General features: G+C 61.3%; 28 protein-coding genes. 27 read left to right on the forward strand and 1 reads right to left on the reverse strand.

Annotated elements, in window-relative coordinates:
• From rplD to rpsQ, 9 genes are read left to right on the forward strand one after another with little or no spacing between them, the layout of a single operon-like run.
• Positions 1-618: a 50S ribosomal protein L4 gene (gene rplD, locus ACV17W_RS13880; protein WP_462592921.1), complete on the forward strand. Its 618-nt coding sequence runs from the start codon at positions 1-3 to the stop codon at positions 616-618.
• A complete protein-coding gene (rplW, locus tag ACV17W_RS13885; RefSeq protein WP_462592922.1) occupies positions 615-911 on the forward strand; it encodes a 50S ribosomal protein L23 in 297 nt (98 codons plus the stop codon). The genes rplD and rplW overlap by 4 nt, the downstream gene beginning before the upstream one ends.
• A complete protein-coding gene (gene rplB, locus ACV17W_RS13890) occupies positions 912-1,739 on the forward strand; it encodes a 50S ribosomal protein L2 (protein ID WP_094823930.1) in 828 nt (275 codons plus the stop codon). It begins immediately after the preceding gene.
• A gap of 12 nt (positions 1,740-1,751) precedes the next feature.
• Positions 1,752-2,027, forward strand: coding sequence for a 30S ribosomal protein S19 (gene rpsS, locus ACV17W_RS13895; RefSeq protein ID WP_026639688.1), 276 nt, complete (start codon positions 1,752-1,754; stop codon positions 2,025-2,027).
• A 3-nt stretch (positions 2,028-2,030) separates the two neighbouring features.
• Positions 2,031-2,360: a 50S ribosomal protein L22 gene (rplV, locus tag ACV17W_RS13900; RefSeq protein ID WP_026639687.1), complete on the forward strand. Its 330-nt coding sequence runs from the start codon at positions 2,031-2,033 to the stop codon at positions 2,358-2,360.
• 9 nt (positions 2,361-2,369) lie between these two features.
• Positions 2,370-3,161 (forward strand): 30S ribosomal protein S3, encoded by a 792-nt coding sequence (gene rpsC, locus ACV17W_RS13905; protein WP_207404966.1) that lies wholly within the window; start codon positions 2,370-2,372, stop codon positions 3,159-3,161.
• Positions 3,162-3,163: 2 nt separating this feature from the next.
• Positions 3,164-3,580: a 50S ribosomal protein L16 gene (gene rplP / locus ACV17W_RS13910; protein WP_462592923.1), complete on the forward strand. Its 417-nt coding sequence runs from the start codon at positions 3,164-3,166 to the stop codon at positions 3,578-3,580.
• Between the two features lie 10 nt (positions 3,581-3,590).
• A complete protein-coding gene (gene rpmC / locus ACV17W_RS13915) occupies positions 3,591-3,782 on the forward strand; it encodes a 50S ribosomal protein L29 (RefSeq protein WP_218371079.1) in 192 nt (63 codons plus the stop codon).
• A gap of 2 nt (positions 3,783-3,784) precedes the next feature.
• Positions 3,785-4,063: a 30S ribosomal protein S17 gene (rpsQ, locus tag ACV17W_RS13920; protein WP_462592924.1), complete on the forward strand. Its 279-nt coding sequence runs from the start codon at positions 3,785-3,787 to the stop codon at positions 4,061-4,063.
• 234 nt (positions 4,064-4,297) lie between these two features.
• Here the strand turns inward: rpsQ and ACV17W_RS13925 are convergent, their stop codons facing one another.
• On the reverse strand, positions 4,298-5,725 hold the full coding sequence (locus ACV17W_RS13925) for an NAD-dependent succinate-semialdehyde dehydrogenase (RefSeq protein WP_462592925.1): 1,428 nt from the start codon (positions 5,723-5,725) through the stop codon (positions 4,298-4,300).
• Between the two features lie 401 nt (positions 5,726-6,126).
• Between ACV17W_RS13925 and ACV17W_RS13930 the strand changes: the two genes are divergently transcribed.
• The 18 genes from ACV17W_RS13930 to ACV17W_RS14015 all read left to right on the forward strand — a co-directional run bounded on the left by ACV17W_RS13930 (position 6,127) and on the right by ACV17W_RS14015 (position 15,139).
• Positions 6,127-6,438: a hypothetical protein gene (locus tag ACV17W_RS13930; protein WP_462592926.1), complete on the forward strand. Its 312-nt coding sequence runs from the start codon at positions 6,127-6,129 to the stop codon at positions 6,436-6,438.
• 252 nt (positions 6,439-6,690) lie between these two features.
• Entirely contained in the window at positions 6,691-7,059 is a 369-nt protein-coding gene (gene rplN / locus ACV17W_RS13935) for a 50S ribosomal protein L14 (RefSeq protein WP_005017313.1), read from the forward strand.
• Positions 7,060-7,069: 10 nt separating this feature from the next.
• Positions 7,070-7,390 carry a 50S ribosomal protein L24 gene (rplX, locus tag ACV17W_RS13940; RefSeq protein WP_462592927.1) on the forward strand — a complete coding sequence of 107 codons (321 nt, stop codon included), beginning with the start codon at positions 7,070-7,072 and terminating at the stop codon, positions 7,388-7,390.
• 12 nt (positions 7,391-7,402) lie between these two features.
• Positions 7,403-7,942 (forward strand): 50S ribosomal protein L5, encoded by a 540-nt coding sequence (gene rplE / locus ACV17W_RS13945; RefSeq protein WP_462592928.1) that lies wholly within the window; start codon positions 7,403-7,405, stop codon positions 7,940-7,942.
• 12 nt (positions 7,943-7,954) lie between these two features.
• A complete protein-coding gene (gene rpsN, locus ACV17W_RS13950) occupies positions 7,955-8,260 on the forward strand; it encodes a 30S ribosomal protein S14 (protein ID WP_462592929.1) in 306 nt (101 codons plus the stop codon).
• An 11-nt stretch (positions 8,261-8,271) separates the two neighbouring features.
• Positions 8,272-8,667, forward strand: coding sequence for a 30S ribosomal protein S8 (gene rpsH, locus ACV17W_RS13955; RefSeq protein ID WP_462592930.1), 396 nt, complete (start codon positions 8,272-8,274; stop codon positions 8,665-8,667).
• A 12-nt stretch (positions 8,668-8,679) separates the two neighbouring features.
• A complete protein-coding gene (gene rplF / locus ACV17W_RS13960; RefSeq protein ID WP_462592931.1) occupies positions 8,680-9,213 on the forward strand; it encodes a 50S ribosomal protein L6 in 534 nt (177 codons plus the stop codon).
• Positions 9,214-9,234: 21 nt separating this feature from the next.
• The gene (gene rplR, locus ACV17W_RS13965) at positions 9,235-9,600 is read left to right on the forward strand and encodes a 50S ribosomal protein L18 (RefSeq protein WP_462592932.1); all 366 of its coding nucleotides are present in this window, start codon (positions 9,235-9,237) and stop codon (positions 9,598-9,600) included.
• 15 nt (positions 9,601-9,615) lie between these two features.
• Positions 9,616-10,137, forward strand: a complete 522-nt coding sequence (gene rpsE / locus ACV17W_RS13970; RefSeq protein WP_462592933.1) for a 30S ribosomal protein S5 — start codon at positions 9,616-9,618, stop codon at positions 10,135-10,137.
• Positions 10,138-10,140: 3 nt separating this feature from the next.
• Complete coding sequence (gene rpmD / locus ACV17W_RS13975; protein ID WP_462592934.1) at positions 10,141-10,326, forward strand: 50S ribosomal protein L30; 186 nt, start codon at positions 10,141-10,143, stop codon at positions 10,324-10,326.
• Between the two features lie 9 nt (positions 10,327-10,335).
• Positions 10,336-10,776 (forward strand): 50S ribosomal protein L15, encoded by a 441-nt coding sequence (gene rplO / locus ACV17W_RS13980; protein WP_462592935.1) that lies wholly within the window; start codon positions 10,336-10,338, stop codon positions 10,774-10,776.
• A 14-nt stretch (positions 10,777-10,790) separates the two neighbouring features.
• Positions 10,791-12,119, forward strand: coding sequence for a preprotein translocase subunit SecY (secY, locus tag ACV17W_RS13985; protein ID WP_462592936.1), 1,329 nt, complete (start codon positions 10,791-10,793; stop codon positions 12,117-12,119).
• Between the two features lie 10 nt (positions 12,120-12,129).
• Entirely contained in the window at positions 12,130-12,348 is a 219-nt protein-coding gene (infA, locus tag ACV17W_RS13990; protein ID WP_003806927.1) for a translation initiation factor IF-1, read from the forward strand.
• A 33-nt stretch (positions 12,349-12,381) separates the two neighbouring features.
• Positions 12,382-12,495, forward strand: coding sequence for a 50S ribosomal protein L36 (rpmJ, locus tag ACV17W_RS13995; RefSeq protein WP_003806928.1), 114 nt, complete (start codon positions 12,382-12,384; stop codon positions 12,493-12,495).
• Between the two features lie 42 nt (positions 12,496-12,537).
• The gene (rpsM, locus tag ACV17W_RS14000; RefSeq protein WP_012251748.1) at positions 12,538-12,903 is read left to right on the forward strand and encodes a 30S ribosomal protein S13; all 366 of its coding nucleotides are present in this window, start codon (positions 12,538-12,540) and stop codon (positions 12,901-12,903) included.
• Positions 12,904-12,918: 15 nt separating this feature from the next.
• Positions 12,919-13,320 carry a 30S ribosomal protein S11 gene (gene rpsK / locus ACV17W_RS14005; RefSeq protein ID WP_006216516.1) on the forward strand — a complete coding sequence of 134 codons (402 nt, stop codon included), beginning with the start codon at positions 12,919-12,921 and terminating at the stop codon, positions 13,318-13,320.
• Between the two features lie 11 nt (positions 13,321-13,331).
• Positions 13,332-13,955 (forward strand): 30S ribosomal protein S4, encoded by a 624-nt coding sequence (gene rpsD / locus ACV17W_RS14010; protein WP_462592937.1) that lies wholly within the window; start codon positions 13,332-13,334, stop codon positions 13,953-13,955.
• 197 nt (positions 13,956-14,152) lie between these two features.
• Positions 14,153-15,139: a DNA-directed RNA polymerase subunit alpha gene (locus ACV17W_RS14015; RefSeq protein ID WP_462592938.1), complete on the forward strand. Its 987-nt coding sequence runs from the start codon at positions 14,153-14,155 to the stop codon at positions 15,137-15,139.
• Positions 15,140-15,378 lie beyond the last annotated feature (239 nt).

Below are 15,378 nucleotides of genomic sequence, written 5' to 3' on the forward strand. Positions count from 1 at the left end.
ATGGATCTCAAGCTCCTGAACGACCAAGGTGGGGCCGCGACTTTCAACGCGCCCGACACCATTTTCGGTCGCGATTTCAACGAAGCGCTGGTGCACCAGATCGTGGTGGCCTATCAGGCCAACGCGCGCAGTGGCAACCGTGCTCAGAAAGACCGCGCCGAAGTCAAGCACTCCACCAAGAAGCCCTGGCGCCAGAAGGGTACCGGCCGCGCGCGCGCTGGTATGACCTCGTCGCCGCTGTGGCGTGGGGGTGGTCGCACGTTCCCCAACTCGCCTGAAGAAAACTTCAGCCAGAAGGTCAACAAGAAGATGTATCGCGCGGGTATCCGTTCGATCCTCTCGCAGTTGGCCCGCGAAGACCGCATCGCCGTCGTCGAGACGTTCGGCCTCGAATCGCCCAAGACCAAGCTGGCCGTGGCCAAGCTGAAGAGCCTGGGCCTGGATTCGGTGCTGATCATCACCGACACCGTCGATGAGAACATCTATCTCGCCACGCGCAACCTGCCGCACGTCGCCGTGGTCGAGCCCCGTTATGCCGATCCGTTGTCGCTGATCCACTACAAAAAAGTGCTGATCACCAAGCCGGCCATCGCTCAACTCGAGGAGATGCTGGGATGAATGCCGAACGCTTGATGCAAGTCATTCTGGCTCCCGTGGTGACCGAAAAGGCCACCTTCGTAGCCGAAAAACATCAGCAAATCGCTTTCCGTGTCGTGGCTGACGCCACCAAGCCGGAGATCAAGGCTGCCGTCGAACTGCTGTTCAAGGTGCAGGTCGAGTCCGTGCAGGTCCTCAACCGTAAGGGCAAAGTCAAGCGCTTTGGCCGCTTCGTGGGTCGCCGCCGCAATGAGCGCAAGGCCTATGTCGCGCTCAAGGAAGGCCAGGAAATCGACTTTGCGGAGGTGAAGTAAATGGCCCTCGTCAAAGTAAAACCGACCTCGGCGGGCCGCCGTGGCATGGTGAAGGTGGTAAGCCCGAACCTGCACAAAGGCGCGCCGCACGCTGCCCTGCTGGAAAAGAAGACCCGTGGTTCTGGCCGTAACAACAACGGTCACATCACCATCCGCCACCGTGGCGGCGGTCACAAGCAGCACTATCGTATTGTCGACTTCCGTCGCAACAAGGACGGCATTCCGGCCAAGGTTGAACGCCTTGAGTACGACCCCAACCGTACGGCGCACATTGCTCTGCTGTGCTACGCCGACGGCGAACGTCGCTACATCATTGCGCCGCGCGGCCTGGAAGTGGGCGCCACGCTGGTCTCGGGCATCGAAGCCCCGATCCGCGCCGGCAACACGCTGCCGATCCGCAACATCCCGGTGGGTACCACGATCCACTGCATCGAAATGATCCCCGGCAAGGGCGCCCAGATGGCGCGTTCGGCCGGTGCTTCGGCGGTGCTGCTGGCTCGTGAAGGCACCTACGCTCAAGTGCGTCTGCGTTCGGGCGAAGTCCGTCGCGTGCATATCGAGTGCCGTGCCACCATCGGTGAAGTCGGTAATGAAGAACACAGCCTGCGCCAGATCGGCAAGGCCGGTGCAATGCGTTGGCGCGGTGTGCGTCCGACGGTTCGTGGCGTGGCCATGAACCCGGTCGATCACCCGCACGGCGGCGGCGAAGGCCGCACCGGTGAAGCACGCGAGCCGGTCAGCCCGTGGGGCACGCCCTCGAAGGGTTTCAAGACCCGTCGCAACAAGCGGACGAACAACATGATCGTCCAACGGCGCAAGCGCAAGTAAGAGGCGAACACTATGTCACGTTCGATCAAGAAAGGCCCGTTTGTCGACGCCCATCTCATCAAGAAGGTGGACTCGGCCGTCGCGGGTAAAGACAAGAAGCCGATCAAGACCTGGTCGCGCCGTTCCACGATCCTGCCCGAGTTCATCGGCCTGACGATCGCGGTGCACAACGGCCGCCAGCACGTTCCCGTGTACATCAACGAGAACATGGTCGGTCACAAGCTTGGCGAGTTCGCCTTGACCCGTACGTTCAAGGGTCACGCTGCGGACAAGAAGGCGAAGAGGTAATCGATGGAAACTACTGCCGTTATCCGTGGGGTTCACATCTCGGCGCAGAAGACCCGTCTGGTCGCGGACCTGATCCGTGGCAAGTCGGTTGCTCAAGCGCTGAACATCCTCACCTTTTCCCCGAAGAAGGCCGCCGGCATCCTGAAGAAGGCTGTCGAGTCCGCCATCGCCAACGCGGAACACAACGATGGCGCCGACATCGACGAACTGAAGGTCACCACGATCTACGTCGACAAGGCCCAATCGATGAAGCGTTTCTCGGCTCGCGCCAAGGGCCGCGGTAACCGCATCGAGAAGCAGACCTGCCATATCACGGTCAAGGTCGGAGCCTAAGGAGTCACGATGGGTCAGAAAATTCACCCCACTGGGTTCCGTCTCGCGGTCACCCGTAATTGGTCCTCGCGCTGGTTCGCTGATGACAAAGCTTTCGGCAGCATGCTCGCCGAAGACATCCGCGTGCGCGAGTATCTGAAGAAGAAGCTCAAGAGCGCCTCGGTAGGCCGCGTCATCATCGAGCGTCCCGCCAAGAACGCCCGCATCACCGTCTACTCGGCTCGTCCGGGCGTGGTGATCGGCAAGCGCGGCGAAGATATCGAAAACCTGAAGGCCGATCTGCAGCGCCTGATGGGCGTGCCCGTGCACGTCAACATCGAGGAAATCCGCAAGCCGGAAACCGACGCTCAGCTGATCGCCGATTCGATCTCGCAGCAGCTCGAAAAGCGCATCATGTTCCGCCGCGCCATGAAACGCGCCATGCAGAACGCGATGCGTCTGGGCGCCCAGGGCATCAAGATCATGAGCTCGGGCCGTTTGAACGGAATCGAAATTGCACGTACCGAGTGGTATCGCGAAGGTCGCGTTCCGCTTCACACGCTGAAGGCCAATATCGACTACGGCACGTCTGAAGCCCACACCACGTATGGTGTGATCGGCATCAAGGTGTGGGTCTATAAGGGCGACATGCTGGCCAATGGCGAATTGCCGCCTGAAGCCGCTACCCCGCGTGAAGAAGAACGCCGTCCGCGTCGCGCACCGCGTGGCGACCGCCCCGATGGCGGCCGTCCCGGTCGTCCGGGTGGTCGTGGCCGTGGTCCCCGCAAGGCGGACGCAGCTCCGGCGCCTGAAGGAGAATAACCATGCTGCAACCCTCTCGCAGAAAATATCGCAAAGAGCAAAAGGGCCGCAACACCGGTCTGGCTTCGCGCGGTACGAACGTGTCGTTTGGCGAGTTTGGCCTGAAGGCCACCGGCCGCGGCCGTCTGACCGCCCGTCAGATCGAAGCTGCTCGTCGTGCCATCAACCGTCACATCAAGCGTGGCGGCCGTATCTGGATCCGTATTTTCCCGGATAAGCCGATCTCGCAAAAGCCTGCCGAAGTCCGGATGGGTAACGGTAAAGGCAACCCCGAATATTGGGTTGCTGAAATCCAGCCCGGCAAGGTGCTCTACGAAATGGAAGGCGTCAGCGAAGAGCTCGCGCGCGAGGCGTTCCGCCTGGCCGCTGCGAAGCTGCCGATCTCGACCACGTTCGTCGCGCGTCATATCGGTGCTTAAGGAGACCACAATGAAAGCCAGCGAACTCCGTTCGAAAGACGCCGCCGAACTCGGCAAAGAGCTCGAGAGCCTGCTGAAGGCGCAATTCGGTCTGCGCATGCAGAAGGCCACGCAGCAGCTTGCCAACACCAGCCAGCTGCGTAACGTGCGTCGCGATATCGCGCGCGTGCGTACCTTGCTGACCGAGCAGGCAGGGAAATAATCATGAGCGTAACTGAAACCACTCAAACCAAGCGCCAGCGTACGCTGGTTGGCAAGGTCGTCAGCAACAAGATGGACAAGACCGTCGTCGTTCTGGTTGAACGCCGCGTCAAGCATCCCATCTATGGCAAGATCGTCATGCGTTCCGCGAAGTACAAAGCGCACGACGAGTCGAACCAGTACAACGAAGGCGACACTGTCGAAATCGCGGAAGGCCGCCCCATTTCTCGTTCCAAGTCCTGGAGCGTGGTGCGCCTGATCGAAGCGGTTCGCATCATCTAATGATGCTGGCAGGGCGGTACGCCGCCCTGACGTGAAAACGGCAAGGATTATTCCTTGCCGTTTTTTTTTTGCCCTTGCGCCAGAGGCCGGGCACTGAAGAGGCACCGACTTCTGCGCACAGATGGTGCCCCGCGGGCGGTGATCACCGGGGCAGGCAGCGCCGCCGCGGCACCGGTCTGCAGTGCCGGGGCGGCGGCGTCATACTCGAGAGAGACCGCCGGCCCGGATCAAGCGCTAGACATGCGTGATGAACTTGGTGACCAGGTAACCGTCGAAGGTTTCCAGCCCGCCTTCGCTGCCGATGCCGCTGTCTTTGATGCCGCCAAAGGGCGTTTCGGCAAGCGCACTGCCGAAGTGGTTGATGTTGACCATGCCGGCTTCGAGACCGTTGCTCACTTTGGTGGCCGTCTGCAGCGAGTTGGTGAACACGTAGGACGACAGACCGAATGGCAGGCTGTTGGCGCGGCGCAGCACTTCGTCGGTGTCTTTGAACCGCACCACCGGCGCCACCGGACCGAACGGTTCTTCGGTCATCAGCATCGAATCGTCGGGTATGTCGGTGACCACGGTGGGTGCGAAGAAGAAGCCCTTGCGGTCGAGCGGCTCGCCGCCCAAGGCAATCTTGCCGCCCTGCTTCTTTGCGTCTTCAACGAATTTCGTCATGGCCGGCACGCGGCGTTCGTGCGCGAGCGGGCCCATCTGCGTGCCTTCTTCGAGGCCGTCGCCGACTTTGATGCCCTTCAGTACCTCGGTGAAGCGGGCCAGGAACTGCTCGTAGGCCTTTTCCTGAACATAGAAACGGGTGGGCGACACGCACACCTGCCCGGCGTTGCGAACCTTGAACCTGGCCAGCAGTTCGGCGGCGCGCCCGACGTCGGCGTCGTCGAACACCAGAACGGGCGAATGACCGCCGAGTTCCATGGTGACACGCTTCATGTGCGCTCCTGCAAGCGCCGCCAACTGTTTGCCCACGGGCACCGAACCCGTGAACGACACCTTGCGCACGATCGGCGAGCGGATCAGGTAGTCGGAAATCTTGGCCGGCTCGCCCCAGACCACGTTCAGGCAGCCCTTGGGCAGCCCCGCTTCGTGAAACATGCGGGCGATTGCCATGACGGCGCTGGGCGAATCTTCAGGGCCCTTGAGAATGACGGTGCATCCGGCGCCCAGGGCCGCGGCAATCTTGCGGATGGCCTGGTTGTAGGGGAAGTTCCAGGGCGTGAACGCGGCGCAGACACCGATGGGCTCGCGCACCACGAACTGGCGGACCTCGGGGCTGCGCGGGGGGATCACGCGTCCATAAATGCGGCGGCATTCTTCGGCGTGCCAGTCGGCGTGTTCGGCGCAGGCCGTGATCTCGCCCACGGCTTCGGCCAAGGGCTTGCCCTGGTCGAGCGTCATGTTGCGGCCGATCTCCTTGGCGCGTTCGCGCGACAGGGAAGCCACTTTGCGCAGGATGGCCGAACGCTCCATGGGGGAGCTGTGCTTCCATGACTCGAAAGCCCGTTGCGCCGCGGCAAGGGCACGGTCGAGGTCGGCCTCGGTGGCGTGAGGCAACTGGCCCAATACCTCGAGCGAGGCCGGATTGATGACATCCTGCGTGCGGCGGCCTTCGCCCGCCAGGAATTCGCCGTCGATATACAGCGCCAATTGTTCGTACATGCCAGTGTTCCTTGCGTAAAAGATGGGAATAGCTGCGAGTGCGCCCCCCAGTCTAAACCAGCTGGGGCGCCGCTGCTTGAGCCACTGCGATCAGTTCGAGGGGAGCCAATCGTGGCCGCGGTCGGGGCGTGGTGCCCCCCATGCGCGCGGGTAAAGGTGACGCATGGGCGTCGAGGGGGAGACCTGAACGAGCATAGGGCAGTTCGCGGGCGCGTTCTACCTCTTTAGCACTATCCCATCTAGCGAATAGGCAGACGCCGACGCGCTCCCTCCACGCAGATCACAGCTCTGCCTTCTGCGCAACAACACGAGAATCCAAGCGAGAATCCCACGCGGTACTGGATCAGGAAGGGTCGCCTGTCCGGCCTGCGGCGCGGCCTGTCTGCCTGCGTGGCGGCAGCGTGGCTTTGCGGGCAATGCGGTGCGGCTGGCCCGCCGAGGCCGAAGGCATACACCCGGAGGTACAGCGGACAGCGGCAGCTCGATTCGAAGACGCCGATACGCTGCTGAATCTGACCCGCGAAGGAGCTCTGCTCTATGAGGCGGACGCGGTCAAGCTGAGCGGATACCAGTACTGCAGCCAGGCGGTGGCAATGGCCGAACAGGGGGAGTTCCTCCTGAGCGTGCGTGCGCACCGAGGCCGTGGTCATGGCCCGCACGCTCACCGGTATCTGATCCTGCGTCGCGTTCCAACAAAGTACTTGCGTGCGTGAGCCAAGCGGGTTAGAATTGACAGCTTTCCCGAATTGCCGTTGCTGGCCGGGTGCTATTGCGCTTCTGCATAGCCAGGGTGGCGGGGTTCGGGAAGAAAAGCATCCGCAGGATTTCAACCCAGGGTCGCTGTATTGCCTTTGAAGATTGTCTTCGAAGCGGGCGGCGGACCTGACGGGACCAAAACTGGCGGGAAGAGCGGCGTTTCCAGGGTGGAAACTCGTAATTCCGGTTAAGTTGGAACAGGAAAAATCATGATCCAAATGCAGACCACGCTGGACGTGGCCGACAACACCGGTGCGCGCGCTGTCATGTGCATCAAGGTGCTCGGTGGCTCCAAGCGCCGTTATGCCGGTATCGGCGACATCATCAAGGTGAGCGTCAAAGATGCGGCCCCTCGTGGCCGTGTCAAGAAAGGCGAAATCTACAACGCCGTGGTGGTTCGCACCGCCAAGGGCGTGCGCCGCAAAGACGGTTCGCTGATCCGCTTCGGTGGCAACGCCGCCGTATTGCTCAACGCCAAGCTGGAGCCCATCGGCACCCGCATCTTCGGACCCGTTACGCGTGAACTGCGTACCGAGAAGTTCATGAAGATTGTGTCGCTGGCCCCCGAAGTGCTGTAAGGAGCCCTCGATGAACAACATCCGTAAAGGCGACGAAGTCATCGTCCTGACCGGCCGTGACAAGAAGCGGCGCGGTACCGTGCTGGCTCGCGTCGACGCTGACCACGTCCTGGTCGAAGGCGTCAACGTCGTCAAGAAGCACGTGAAGGCCAATCCCATGGCCAACAATCCTGGCGGCATCGTCGAAAAGACCATGCCGATCCATATTTCCAATGTGGCGCTGTTCAATCCGGCCACGGGCAAGGGCGATCGCGTCGGCGTTCAAGTGGTCGATGGTCGCAAGGTCCGTGTGTTCCGTTCCAATGGTGCCGTTGTCGGCGCCAAGGCGTAAGGGGCGACACACATGTCTCGTTTGCAAGATTTCTACAAGAGCAAGGTTGCTCCCGACCTGCAGGCCAAGTTCGGCTACAAGAGCCTGATGGAAGTGCCGCGCATCACCAAGGTCACCCTGAACATGGGTGTCTCGGAAGCCGTCGCCGACAAGAAGGTCATCGAGCACGCCGTGTCCGATCTGTCCAAGATCTCCGGCCAGAAGCCCGTCGTGACCAAGACCCGCAAGGCTATCGCCGGCTTCAAGATCCGCGAAAACTACCCGATCGGTTGCATGGTCACGCTGCGTGGTCAGCGCATGTACGAATTCCTGGATCGCCTGGTGGCGGTGGCTCTGCCCCGCGTGCGCGACTTCCGCGGTATTTCGGGTCGTGCGTTCGACGGTCGTGGCAACTACAACATCGGTGTGAAAGAGCAGATCATTTTCCCCGAGATCGAGTACGACAAGATCGACGCGCTGCGTGGGCTGAACATCAGCATCACCACTACCGCCAAGACCGACGACGAAGCCAAGGCGCTGTTGACCGCCTTCAGCTTCCCGTTCCGTAACTAAGAGGCTGATGACGTGGCTAAACTTTCCCTCATCAATCGCGACATCAAGCGCGCCAAGCTGGCCGACAAGTTCGCCGCCAAGCGCGCCGAACTGAAGGCGATCATCGACGATCAGTCGAAGTCCGACGAAGACCGTTACCAAGCTCGGCTGAAGCTGCAACAACTGCCGCGCAATGCCAACCCGACGCGCCAGCGTAATCGCTGCGCCGTTACCGGCCGTCCGCGCGGTGTCTTCCGCAAGTTTGGGCTGACCCGCCACAAACTGCGTGAAATGGCGATGAAGGGTGAAATCCCCGGCATCACCAAGGCCAGCTGGTAGGAGAATAAAACATGAGCATGAGCGATCCCATCGCCGATATGCTGACTCGCATTCGCAATGCGCAGCAAGTTGACAAAGTTACGGTGAGCATGCCCTCCTCGAAGCTGAAGGCGGCCATTGCCGCTGTGCTGCGAGACGAAGGCTACATCGACAGCTTCGAAGTCAAGGGCACCCAGGCCAAGCCTGAGCTGGAACTCACCCTGAAGTACTACGCCGGCCGTCCGGTCATCGAGCGCATCGAACGCGTCTCGCGCCCCGGGCTGCGTATCTACAAGGGCCGCAGCAGCATTCCTCAGGTCATGAACGGCCTGGGCGTGGCTATCGTTTCGACCTCGCGCGGCGTCATGACCGACCGCAAGGCCCGTGCCAACGGCGTCGGCGGCGAAGTGCTGTGCTACGTGGCCTAAGGAGAAACTCGCATGTCACGTATCGCTAAGTATCCGGTCGAGCTGCCCAAGGGTGTTGAAGCCAACATCCAACAGGATCAGATCACCGTCAAGGGCCCGCTGGGCACGCTGACCCAGGCGCTGACCGGTGATGTCACCGTTGCGCTGGACGACGGCAAGCTGACGTTCGTTGCCGCCAACGACTCGCGCCACGCTGGCGCCATGTCGGGCACCGTGCGCGCTCTGGTGGCCAACATGGTCACCGGCGTGAGCAAGGGCTTCGAGCGCAAGCTGAACCTGGTTGGCGTGGGTTTCCGCGCCCAGGTCCAGGGTGATGCCGTCAAGCTGCAGCTGGGCTTCTCGCACGACATCCTGCACAAGCTGCCCGAAGGCGTGAAGGCCGAATGCCCCACCCAGACGGAAATCGTCATCAAGGGCTCCAACAAGCAAGTCGTCGGTCAGGTGGCCGCTGAAATCCGCGCCTATCGCGAACCCGAACCCTACAAGGGCAAGGGTGTGCGTTATGCGGACGAGCGCGTGATCATCAAAGAAACCAAGAAGAAATAACGGCGCACGCAAGGACGAATCATGGACAAAAAAGTTTCCCGTTTGCGTCGTGCGGTTCCGACCCGCCGGAAGATCAACGAGCTGCGCGTACATCGCCTCTCGGTCTTCCGCTCGAACCTGCACATCTACGCCAACATCATTTCGCCGGAAGGCGATCGCGTGCTGGTCAGCGCATCCACGCTGGAACCCGAGGTGCGTGCGCAACTGGCCGGCCAATCCGGTCAGGGCGGCAACACTGCCGCCGCCACGCTGGTGGGCAAGCGCGTTGCCGAAAAGGCCAAGGCCGCCGGTATCGAACTGGTTGCCTTCGATCGCTCGGGCTTTCGTTACCATGGCCGCGTCAAGGCGCTGGCCGATGCCGCGCGTGAAGCCGGCCTGAAGTTCTAAGCGAGGATCTGTCAAATGGCTAAAGTACAAGGCAAAGGCGCCGCGGAAAAAGAGAACGACGACGGCCTGCGCGAAAAAATGATCGCGGTCAACCGCGTCAGCAAGGTCGTGAAGGGTGGTCGCACCATGAGCTTCGCCGCGCTGTCCGTGGTTGGCGATGGCGATGGTCGCATCGGCATGGGCAAGGGCAAGGCTCGCGAAGTGCCGGTGTCCGTCCAAAAGGCAATGGAACAGGCCCGTCGCGGCATGTTCAAGGTTGCCCTGAAGAACGGCACGCTGCATCACTCCGTGGTCGGCAAGCATGGCGCTTCCACCGTGCTGATCTCGCCTGCGGCCGAAGGTACCGGCGTGATCGCCGGCGGCCCGATGCGCGCCATCTTCGAAGTGATGGGTGTGCGTAACGTGGTTGCCAAGAGTCTCGGCTCGAGCAATCCCTACAACATGGTCCGTGCCACGCTGAACGGCCTGCGCGCTTCCCTGACTCCGTCGGAAGTCGCTGCCAAGCGCGGCAAGACTGTCGAAGAGATCCTGGGGTAAATCATGGCTCAGAAGCAGATCAAAGTTACCCTCGTGCGCTCGGTGATCGGTACCAAGCAGTCCCATCGCGACACCGTGCGCGGCCTGGGCCTGCGCCGCGTCAACAGCACCAGCATCCTGGTCGATACGCCCGAGGTCCGTGGGATGATCCGCAAGGTGGATTATCTGGTGTCCGTCTCGGAAGCCTAAGGAATTACGATGTCGGAAATTCAACTCAATACCCTGAAGCCCGCTGAAGGCGCCAAGCACGCCAAGCGTCGCGTCGGCCGTGGCATCGGCTCGGGCCTGGGCAAGACCGCCGGCCGCGGCCACAAGGGCCAGAAGTCGCGTTCGGGCGGCTTCCACAAGGTTGGCTTCGAAGGCGGCCAGATGCCGCTGCAGCGTCGCCTGCCCAAGCGTGGTTTCACGCCCCTGGGTCGGCACCTGTACGCCGAGGTTCGCCTGTCGGACCTGCAATCCCTGCCCGTCGACGAGATCGATGTGCAAGTGCTGAAGGCTGCCGGTGTCGTGGGCCAGGCGGTACGCTACGCCAAGGTCATCAAGTCGGGTGAACTCTCGCGCAAAGTGACGCTCAAGGGCATCACGGCGACGGCCGGCGCTCGCGCCGCCATCGAAGGCGCGGGCGGCTCGCTTGCTTGATTGCGAGGTAACACGTGGCTAATGCACAGGCACTAGGCAAGACCGGATCGCGATACGGCGACTTGAAGCGCCGGCTCGTATTCCTGGTGCTTGCCCTGATGGTTTACCGTCTGGGTACGCACATCCCGGTTCCGGGCATCAATCCGGACGCGCTGGCGGACCTGTTCCGCCAGAACGAAGGCGGGATCCTGGGCCTGTTCAACATGTTCTCGGGCGGCGCCTTGTCGCGCTTTTCGATCTTCGCCCTGGGGATCATGCCGTACATCTCTGCATCGATCATCATGCAGCTGATGTCCGTCGTGGTGCCCTCGCTGGAAGCCCTCAAGAAAGAGGGCGAGGCCGGCCGCCGCAAGATCACCCAATACACTCGCTACGGCACGGTCGTGCTGGCGCTGGTGCAGGCGGTGGGCATTTCGGTGGCATTGGAATCCCAGCCGGGCCTGGTCGTCGATCCGGGCATGTTGTTCCGCTTCACGACGGTCGTGACGCTTCTTACCGGCACCATGTTCGTCATGTGGCTGGGCGAGCAGATCACTGAGCGTGGCTTGGGCAACGGCATTTCGATCCTGATTTTCGCGGGCATCGTCGCCGGGTTGCCCTCGGCACTGGCCGGACTGCTGGATCTGGTGCGTACCAACGCGATGGCGGTGCCTTCGGCCCTGTTCATCGTGGCGCTGGTGGTGCTGGTGACTGCGTTCGTGGTGTTCGTGGAACGCGGCCAGCGCAAGATCACGGTCAACTATGCCAAGCGCCAGGTAGGCAACAAGGTGTACGGTGGCCAGAGCTCGCACCTGCCGCTGAAGCTGAACATGGCCGGGGTGATTCCGCCGATCTTCGCATCGTCGATCATTCTGTTCCCGGCCACGATCACGAGCTGGTTTTCGACGGGCGACAGTATGCTGTGGCTGCGTGACCTGGCTGCGGCCCTCGAACCGCGCCAGCCGCTCTACATCACGTTGTATGCCGCTGCTATCATTTTCTTCTGCTTTTTCTACACGGCCCTGGTGTTCAACAGCCGCGAGACTGCAGACAACCTGAAGAAGAGCGGCGCTTTCGTACCGGGTATTCGTCCGGGTGAGCAGACGGCGCGCTACATCGACAAGATCCTGATGCGCCTGACGCTGGTGGGTGCGCTGTACATCACGTTGGTGTGTCTGCTGCCCGAATTCCTGGTGATGCGCTGGAACGTACCGTTTTATTTTGGTGGCACGTCCTTGTTGATTATCGTGGTGGTGACGATGGACTTCATGGCGCAGGTACAGGCCTACATGATGTCGCACCAGTACGATTCGCTGCTGAAGAAGGCGAACTTCAAGGGATCCTCAGGTTTGCCGATGCGATAGCAAAAAGAGAATGTCTAAGGACGACGTCATCCAGATGCAAGGCGAGGTTCTCGAGAACCTCCCCAACGCGACTTTTCGCGTCAAGCTCGAAAACGGCCACGTGGTGCTAGGCCATATTTCCGGCAAGATGCGTATGCATTACATCCGGATCTTGCCGGGCGACAAGGTCACTGTGGAGCTCACGCCCTATGACCTGACGCGAGCAAGAATTGTGTTCCGCTCGAAGTAAACGGACCGGATTACGGAAAATTAGGAGTCAACCATGAAAGTAATGGCATCGGTTAAGCGGATCTGCCGCAACTGCAAAGTTATCAAACGTCACGGCGTGGTGCGTGTCATCTGCACCGACCCGCGTCACAAGCAGCGTCAAGGCTAACCCCGGTTAGCGACACGCAACGGATATATTCAAGGAACAGTCATGGCCCGTATTGCTGGCATTAACATTCCGCCGCAACAGCACGCCGAGATCGGCCTGACCGCCATTTTTGGCATCGGTCGTACGCGCGCTCGCAAGATCTGCGAAGCAGCAAATGTACCCCTTTCCAAAAAGGTCAAGGACCTGACCGACGCTGAATTGGAACGCATCCGCGAACACGTGGGCGTGTTCACGGTCGAAGGTGACCTGCGCCGCGAAGTGCAACTGTCGATCAAGCGCTTGATCGACCTGGGCACCTATCGTGGCATGCGTCACAAGCGCGGTTTGCCCGTGCGCGGCCAGCGCACTCGCACCAACGCCCGCACCCGCAAGGGACCGCGTCGTGCTGCTGCGTCCCTGAAGAAATAATCGAGGAACAGGATTATGGCGAAAGCTTCCACCAGCGGCGCTTCGCGCGTGCGCAAAAAGGTCAAGAAGAACGTCTCGGACGGCATTGCGCACGTTCACGCGTCGTTCAACAACACCATCATCACCATCACCGACCGTCAGGGCAATGCCCTGTCGTGGGCGACGTCGGGTGGCGCAGGCTTCAAGGGCTCGCGCAAATCCACGCCGTTCGCCGCGCAGGTGGCCGCCGAAACCGCCGGCCGTGTCGCGCTGGAATACGGTATCAAGACGCTCGAAGTGCGCATCAAGGGCCCCGGCCCCGGCCGCGAATCGTCCGTGCGTGCTCTGAACGCCCTGGGCATCAAGATCTCGAGCATCGCCGATATCACGCCCGTGCCGCATAACGGCTGCCGTCCGCCGAAGCGTCGTCGTATCTAAAGGGAATCCACATGGCTCGTTATACTGGACCCAAATGCAAGCTCTCGCGCCGCGAGGGTACTGACCTGTTCCTGAAGAGCGCCCGTCGCTCGCTGGATTCCAAGTGCAAGCTGGATTCCAAGCCCGGCCAGCATGGCCGCACTTCGGGTGCCCGCACCTCCGACTATGGCCTGCAGCTGCGCGAAAAGCAAAAGCTCAAGCGCATGTACGGCGTGCTGGAAAAGCAATTCCGCAAGTACTTCGCTGAAGCCGAGCGCCGCCGTGGCAACACGGGCGAAACGCTGATCCAGCTGTTGGAATCGCGCCTGGACAACGTGGTGTATCGCATGGGCTTTGGCTCGACGCGCGCCGAAGCTCGCCAGCTGGTGAGCCACCGCGCCATCGAAGTCAACGGCCACACCGCCGACATCGCCTCGATGATGATCAAGGCCGGCGACGTGATCACCGTGCGCGAAAAGGCCAAGAAGCAGGGCCGTATCCGCGAAGCGCTCGATCTGGCCTCCAGCATCGGCCTTCCGCAGTGGGTGGAAGTCGACGCCAACAAGATGGCCGGTACCTTCAAGGCCATGCCCGACCGCGCTGACGTCGCTCGCGACATCAACGAATCGATGGTCGTCGAACTGTACTCGCGTTAATCGGTGCAGGCACGGCCCCGGTGGCCGTGCACCATTCGCCGCCTATCTGATGCAGGCTCTGCAACAGCCCGCTTCCGCCAGTCTCGCGGAGCGGGCTTTGCGGTCAGTAGCAAGCGGCTGTTCGCCGTTCTGTTTTTCTCGTTTCCATCAGCCTTATCGGTGTAACGAGCCGAGGGTATTGAAAAGGAATACTGTACATGTCCACTCAAGGTTTTCTGAAGCCGCGTTCCATTGAAGTCGAACCGGTCGGCACCCACCACGCCAAGATCGTGATGGAGCCGTTCGAACGCGGCTACGGCCATACGCTGGGCAACGCCCTGCGCCGCATTCTGCTGTCGTCCATGACGGGCTATGCGCCCACCGAAGTCCAGATGACTGGCGTGGTGCACGAATATTCGACCATTCCCGGCGTGCGCGAAGATGTCGTCGACATCCTGCTGAACCTGAAGGGCGTGGTCTTCAAGCTGCACAACCGCGACGAAGTGACCCTGGTGCTGCGCAAGAATGGCGCCGGTACCGTCGTGGCGAGCGATATCGAACTGCCGCACGACGTCGAGATCATCAACCCCGACCACGTCATCTGCAACCTGACCGACGCCGGCAAGGTGGAAATGCAGATCAAGGTCGAGAAGGGCCGCGGCTATGTGCCGGGTAACGTGCGTGCGCTGTCGGAAGACCGCACCCATACCATCGGCCGCATCGTGCTGGACGCTTCGTTCAGCCCCGTGCGTCGCGTCAGCTATGCCGTCGAGAGCGCTCGCGTCGAGCAGCGCACCGACCTGGACAAGCTGGTGCTGGACATCGAAACCAACGGCGTGATCTCGCCCGAAGAAGCGGTTCGCCAGTCGGCGCGCATTCTGATGGACCAGATCTCGGTGTTTGCCGCGCTGGAAGGCGCTGGCGATTCGTACGAAGCGCCGGTGCGTGGCACCCCGCAGATCGATCCGGTGCTGCTGCGTCCGGTCGACGATCTGGAACTCACCGTCCGTTCGGCCAACTGCCTGAAGGCCGAGAACATCTACTACATCGGCGACCTGATCCAGCGTACCGAGAACGAATTGCTCAAGACCCCGAACCTGGGTCGCAAGTCGCTCAACGAGATCAAGGAAGTCCTGGCTGCACGCGGCCTGACGTTGGGCATGAAGCTGGAAAACTGGCCTCCTCTGGGTCTGGAAAGACCCTAAGGAGGATGATTAGGGCAAGCCCGAATCATCGGGAGGCAGGCGTAGCCTGGCTCTGAGGCCAGTTTAGGTGAAGGCTCACTTCGCGTAGCGAAGTTAAGGCCCGGAAGGGCCGGCCGAAACCAAAACACTCTGAATTCAGATCGTCACAGCCACTCTTTTCCACTGGACCGCGGCTTGGCAACAGGCCGATAGAAGATCCGGATAACCTGGCGGTGCTTGCACCGTCTTTAGATTCATAA

It is taken from the genome of Bordetella sp. MIP270_01_BMS, assembly GCF_054958705.1.

Bases quoted from the DNA above. Each gene is read 5' to 3' on its own strand.
- rpsM (WP_012251748.1), top strand. From the start codon at position 12,538: ATGGCCCGTATTGCTGGCATTAACATTCCGCCGCAACAGCACGCCGAG.
- rpmC (WP_218371079.1), top strand. From the start codon at position 3,591: ATGAAAGCCAGCGAACTCCGTTCGAAAGACGCCGCCGAACTCGGCAAA.
- rplD (WP_462592921.1), top strand. From the start codon at position 1: ATGGATCTCAAGCTCCTGAACGACCAAGGTGGGGCCGCGACTTTCAAC.
- rpmD (WP_462592934.1), top strand. From the start codon at position 10,141: ATGGCTCAGAAGCAGATCAAAGTTACCCTCGTGCGCTCGGTGATCGGT.
- rplX (WP_462592927.1), top strand. From the start codon at position 7,070: ATGAACAACATCCGTAAAGGCGACGAAGTCATCGTCCTGACCGGCCGT.
- rpsE (WP_462592933.1), top strand. From the start codon at position 9,616: ATGGCTAAAGTACAAGGCAAAGGCGCCGCGGAAAAAGAGAACGACGAC.
- rpsQ (WP_462592924.1), top strand. From the start codon at position 3,785: ATGAGCGTAACTGAAACCACTCAAACCAAGCGCCAGCGTACGCTGGTT.
- rpsD (WP_462592937.1), top strand. From the start codon at position 13,332: ATGGCTCGTTATACTGGACCCAAATGCAAGCTCTCGCGCCGCGAGGGT.
- ACV17W_RS13925 (WP_462592925.1), bottom strand. From the start codon at position 5,725: ATGTACGAACAATTGGCGCTGTATATCGACGGCGAATTCCTGGCGGGC.
- rpmJ (WP_003806928.1), top strand. From the start codon at position 12,382: ATGAAAGTAATGGCATCGGTTAAGCGGATCTGCCGCAACTGCAAAGTT.
- infA (WP_003806927.1), top strand. From the start codon at position 12,130: ATGTCTAAGGACGACGTCATCCAGATGCAAGGCGAGGTTCTCGAGAAC.
- rplE (WP_462592928.1), top strand. From the start codon at position 7,403: ATGTCTCGTTTGCAAGATTTCTACAAGAGCAAGGTTGCTCCCGACCTG.
- ACV17W_RS14015 (WP_462592938.1), top strand. From the start codon at position 14,153: ATGTCCACTCAAGGTTTTCTGAAGCCGCGTTCCATTGAAGTCGAACCG.
- rpsC (WP_207404966.1), top strand. From the start codon at position 2,370: ATGGGTCAGAAAATTCACCCCACTGGGTTCCGTCTCGCGGTCACCCGT.
- rpsH (WP_462592930.1), top strand. From the start codon at position 8,272: ATGAGCATGAGCGATCCCATCGCCGATATGCTGACTCGCATTCGCAAT.
- rplR (WP_462592932.1), top strand. From the start codon at position 9,235: ATGGACAAAAAAGTTTCCCGTTTGCGTCGTGCGGTTCCGACCCGCCGG.
- rplN (WP_005017313.1), top strand. From the start codon at position 6,691: ATGATCCAAATGCAGACCACGCTGGACGTGGCCGACAACACCGGTGCG.
- rplB (WP_094823930.1), top strand. From the start codon at position 912: ATGGCCCTCGTCAAAGTAAAACCGACCTCGGCGGGCCGCCGTGGCATG.
- rplW (WP_462592922.1), top strand. From the start codon at position 615: ATGAATGCCGAACGCTTGATGCAAGTCATTCTGGCTCCCGTGGTGACC.
- rplO (WP_462592935.1), top strand. From the start codon at position 10,336: ATGTCGGAAATTCAACTCAATACCCTGAAGCCCGCTGAAGGCGCCAAG.
- rplV (WP_026639687.1), top strand. From the start codon at position 2,031: ATGGAAACTACTGCCGTTATCCGTGGGGTTCACATCTCGGCGCAGAAG.
- rpsS (WP_026639688.1), top strand. From the start codon at position 1,752: ATGTCACGTTCGATCAAGAAAGGCCCGTTTGTCGACGCCCATCTCATC.
- rplP (WP_462592923.1), top strand. From the start codon at position 3,164: ATGCTGCAACCCTCTCGCAGAAAATATCGCAAAGAGCAAAAGGGCCGC.
- rpsK (WP_006216516.1), top strand. From the start codon at position 12,919: ATGGCGAAAGCTTCCACCAGCGGCGCTTCGCGCGTGCGCAAAAAGGTC.
- rplF (WP_462592931.1), top strand. From the start codon at position 8,680: ATGTCACGTATCGCTAAGTATCCGGTCGAGCTGCCCAAGGGTGTTGAA.